This is a genomic window from Caballeronia sp. BR00000012568055, from assembly GCF_029439455.1.
Taxonomy (GTDB): domain Bacteria; phylum Pseudomonadota; class Gammaproteobacteria; order Burkholderiales; family Burkholderiaceae; genus Caballeronia.
Window position 1 is genome coordinate 1 of record NZ_JAQFVG010000122.1, and the last position, 2,503, is coordinate 2,503.

At 59.5% G+C, this 2,503-nt stretch carries 4 protein-coding genes and 3 tRNA genes; 6 read left to right on the forward strand and 1 reads right to left on the reverse strand.

Features of this window, described 5'->3' with window-relative positions:
- From P7F28_RS07525 to P7F28_RS07550, 6 genes are all read left to right on the forward strand, one after another.
- Window positions 1–482, forward strand: a 482-nt coding sequence (locus P7F28_RS07525; RefSeq protein WP_277183902.1) for a helix-hairpin-helix domain-containing protein, incomplete at its 5' end; no start/stop codon positions are given.
- 97 nt (window positions 483–579) lie between these two features.
- Window positions 580–1,176 (forward strand): CDP-diacylglycerol--glycerol-3-phosphate 3-phosphatidyltransferase, encoded by a 597-nt coding sequence (gene pgsA, locus P7F28_RS07530; RefSeq protein ID WP_277183903.1) that lies wholly within the window; start codon window positions 580–582, stop codon window positions 1,174–1,176.
- A 162-nt stretch (window positions 1,177–1,338) separates the two neighbouring features.
- A tRNA-Gly gene (locus P7F28_RS07535) sits at window positions 1,339–1,414 on the forward strand.
- A gap of 72 nt (window positions 1,415–1,486) precedes the next feature.
- Window positions 1,487–1,562 (forward strand) — tRNA-Gly (locus P7F28_RS07540).
- Window positions 1,563–1,644: 82 nt separating this feature from the next.
- Window positions 1,645–1,718, forward strand: a tRNA-Cys gene (locus tag P7F28_RS07545).
- Between the two features lie 113 nt (window positions 1,719–1,831).
- Window positions 1,832–2,326, forward strand: coding sequence for a GNAT family N-acetyltransferase (locus P7F28_RS07550; RefSeq protein WP_277183904.1), 495 nt, complete (start codon window positions 1,832–1,834; stop codon window positions 2,324–2,326).
- On the opposite strand, the gene P7F28_RS07555 is transcribed toward P7F28_RS07550, so the two are convergent.
- Window positions 2,321–2,503 (reverse strand): cytochrome c oxidase assembly protein (locus P7F28_RS07555; protein ID WP_277183905.1); only part of this gene is annotated, 183 nt, incomplete at its 5' end. The two genes, P7F28_RS07550 and P7F28_RS07555, sit on opposite strands and share 6 nt — an antisense overlap.

Below are 2,503 nucleotides of genomic sequence, written 5' to 3' on the forward strand. Positions count from 1 at the left end.
CGGAAGACGCTGCGGAACCGATCGCCGCGAGCGGCACGCTGCCGAATATCGTCTTGATCGATGGTGGCAAGGGACAGGTCGAAATCGCGCGTCAGGTGTTCTCGGAACTCGGGCTCGATCACGGCATGCTCGTCGGCGTGGCAAAAGGCGAGGGGCGCAAGGTCGGCCTCGAAACGCTGATCTTCGCCGATGGCCGCACCGCGCTCGAACTCGGCAAGGAAAGCGCCGCGCTGATGCTCGTCGCGCAGATTCGCGATGAGGCGCATCGCTTCGCCATCACCGGGATGCGGGCGAAACGCGCGAAGGCGCGGCAGACGTCGCGGCTTGAAGAACTCGAAGGCGTCGGCGCGAAAAGAAGACAGCGTTTGTTGTCGCGCTTCGGCGGATTGCGTGGCGTGCAGGCGGCGAGCGTCGAAGATCTGGCGAGCGTCGAAGGCATTTCGCTTGCGCTCGCGCAGCAGATTTATCGTCAGTTGCATTGAACCCGCGTGCCGTGCTGCGCGGTGTATCGCCTTGTGAGCGCCGGATCGACGCGGCACAATGGCGGCTCCCTTTCATGTTGCTCATTCGCTTTCGCTCATGCCGTTCAATTTACCGATCTTCTTGACGTGGCTGCGAATCGTGCTGATTCCGCTCGTCGTGGGCGTGTTCTATCTGCCGGACATGATGATGAGCACGGAGCACAAGAACCTGCTCGCGATGGTCATCTTCGTGCTCGCCGCGCTCACCGATTGGTTCGACGGCTTTCTCGCGCGCAGATTGAATCAGACCTCCGCGTTCGGCGCGTTCCTCGATCCCGTCGCCGACAAGCTGATGGTCACCGCCGCCTTGCTCGTGCTCGTGCAGCTATCGCGGCTGAACGCGGTGCTCGCGCTGGTGATCGTCGGACGCGAAATCACCATTTCGGCGTTGCGTGAATGGATGGCGCAGATCGGCGCATCGAAGAGTGTGGCGGTGAATCAGCTCGGCAAGTTCAAGACCGTCTGTCAGATGGTCGCCATTCCGATGCTGCTGTTCTACGGCCCGCTCAAGATCAACGGCATTCCCTACATGATCGACACGCGCGTGTGGGGCTTATGGCTTATCTACGTTGCCGCCGTCCTCACCGTCTGGTCGATGTTCTACTACATGAAGCTCGCGTGGCCGCAGATTCGCGAACGCGGCGGAATCCTGTGAAAGAACGAGTCTTGCGAAAACTTGCGTCAAACACGAAAAGATCGCGCGAAAAAGGGTTGACAGCGTTCTAAGGCTTCTACATAATCTCGTTTCTCTGATGCGCGACGCCTGACAGCAACACGACGGCGAAGCAAAAACAGAGGAAGTAGCAAGCAGGAAAACGCGGGAGTAGCTCAGTTGGTAGAGCGCAACCTTGCCAAGGTTGAGGTCGCGAGTTCGAGACTCGTCTCCCGCTCCAGGTTTCGAAAATTCGAAGCATGCAGCGCAGTGGTTCAGGCGAAGCGGCATCGAAAAAGTAGCAGAAATAAATGCGGGAGTAGCTCAGTTGGTAGAGCGCAACCTTGCCAAGGTTGAGGTCGCGAGTTCGAGACTCGTCTCCCGCTCCAGTCAAAGGGGAAGCACAGCTTCCCTTTTTGTTTGGTGGATTGGTCGGCTTCGTTAAAGCGATCGACACCAACATCCGCTTGTGGCGCGGTAGCAAAGCGGTTATGCAGCGGCCTGCAAAGCCGTTTAGACCGGTTCGACTCCGGTCCGCGCCTCCACTTTAAAAGCCCTGATCCGTCAGGGCTTTTTCTTTTCCCGCGTCGGCTTTTCGTAGGCGGCGCGCGGCATAATTTCGTGTCTTTGTATTGCGCATGCCGCTATCCCGATTCCCATGACCGACCGACTCTCCGACCTTGAATGGCGCTGGAAGCGCTTCGACGATCTCACCAGCACCGAGGTGTACGACATGCTCGCCGCTCGCAGTGCAGTGTTCGTGGTCGAGCAGAATTGCGTGTATGGCGATATCGACGGGCTCGATCTCGATGCGTGGCATCTGTTCGCTTATGCGCCCGGTGAAACGCGTCCTGCGCTTGCGGGTTATCTGCGTGTGTTGCTGCCTGGCTTTCCGCAAGAGCAAGAGAAGGACGTGCGCATTGGCCGCGTGCTGACGACGGCGAAGTTTCGCGGCTTCAAGCTCGGCAACGCCATGCTCGAACGCGCGCTCGAACATATCCTCGCACAATGGCCGGACGAGCCGGTGAGCCTGCACGCGCAGGCGCATCTGCAAAACTTTTATGGCGCGTTCGGCTTTATGCCTTCGTCCGGTATTCACGATGAAGACGGCATTCCGCACGTGTGGATGCGTCGCCCGGGCTTTCCTTCATGATGCTGCGCGCTTCGTGCTGCTGATGCGCCCACGCGGAGCACGTCGTTCGTGACGCAGGCGCGAGCGCGCCGATAATCGCAGCCAGTGACGCAGCGCGATCAACGCGCCGATCACGCTCATCATCGAGCCGGGAATCCAGAGCAGAAGGCCGCCGATCTGCTGATCGCGCATCGGCGT

Coding starts and splice junctions, on each gene's coding strand:
- pgsA (WP_277183903.1), top strand. CDS start 580: ATGCCGTTCAATTTACCGATCTTCTTGACGTGGCTGCGAATCGTGCTG.
- P7F28_RS07550 (WP_277183904.1), top strand. CDS start 1,832: ATGACCGACCGACTCTCCGACCTTGAATGGCGCTGGAAGCGCTTCGAC.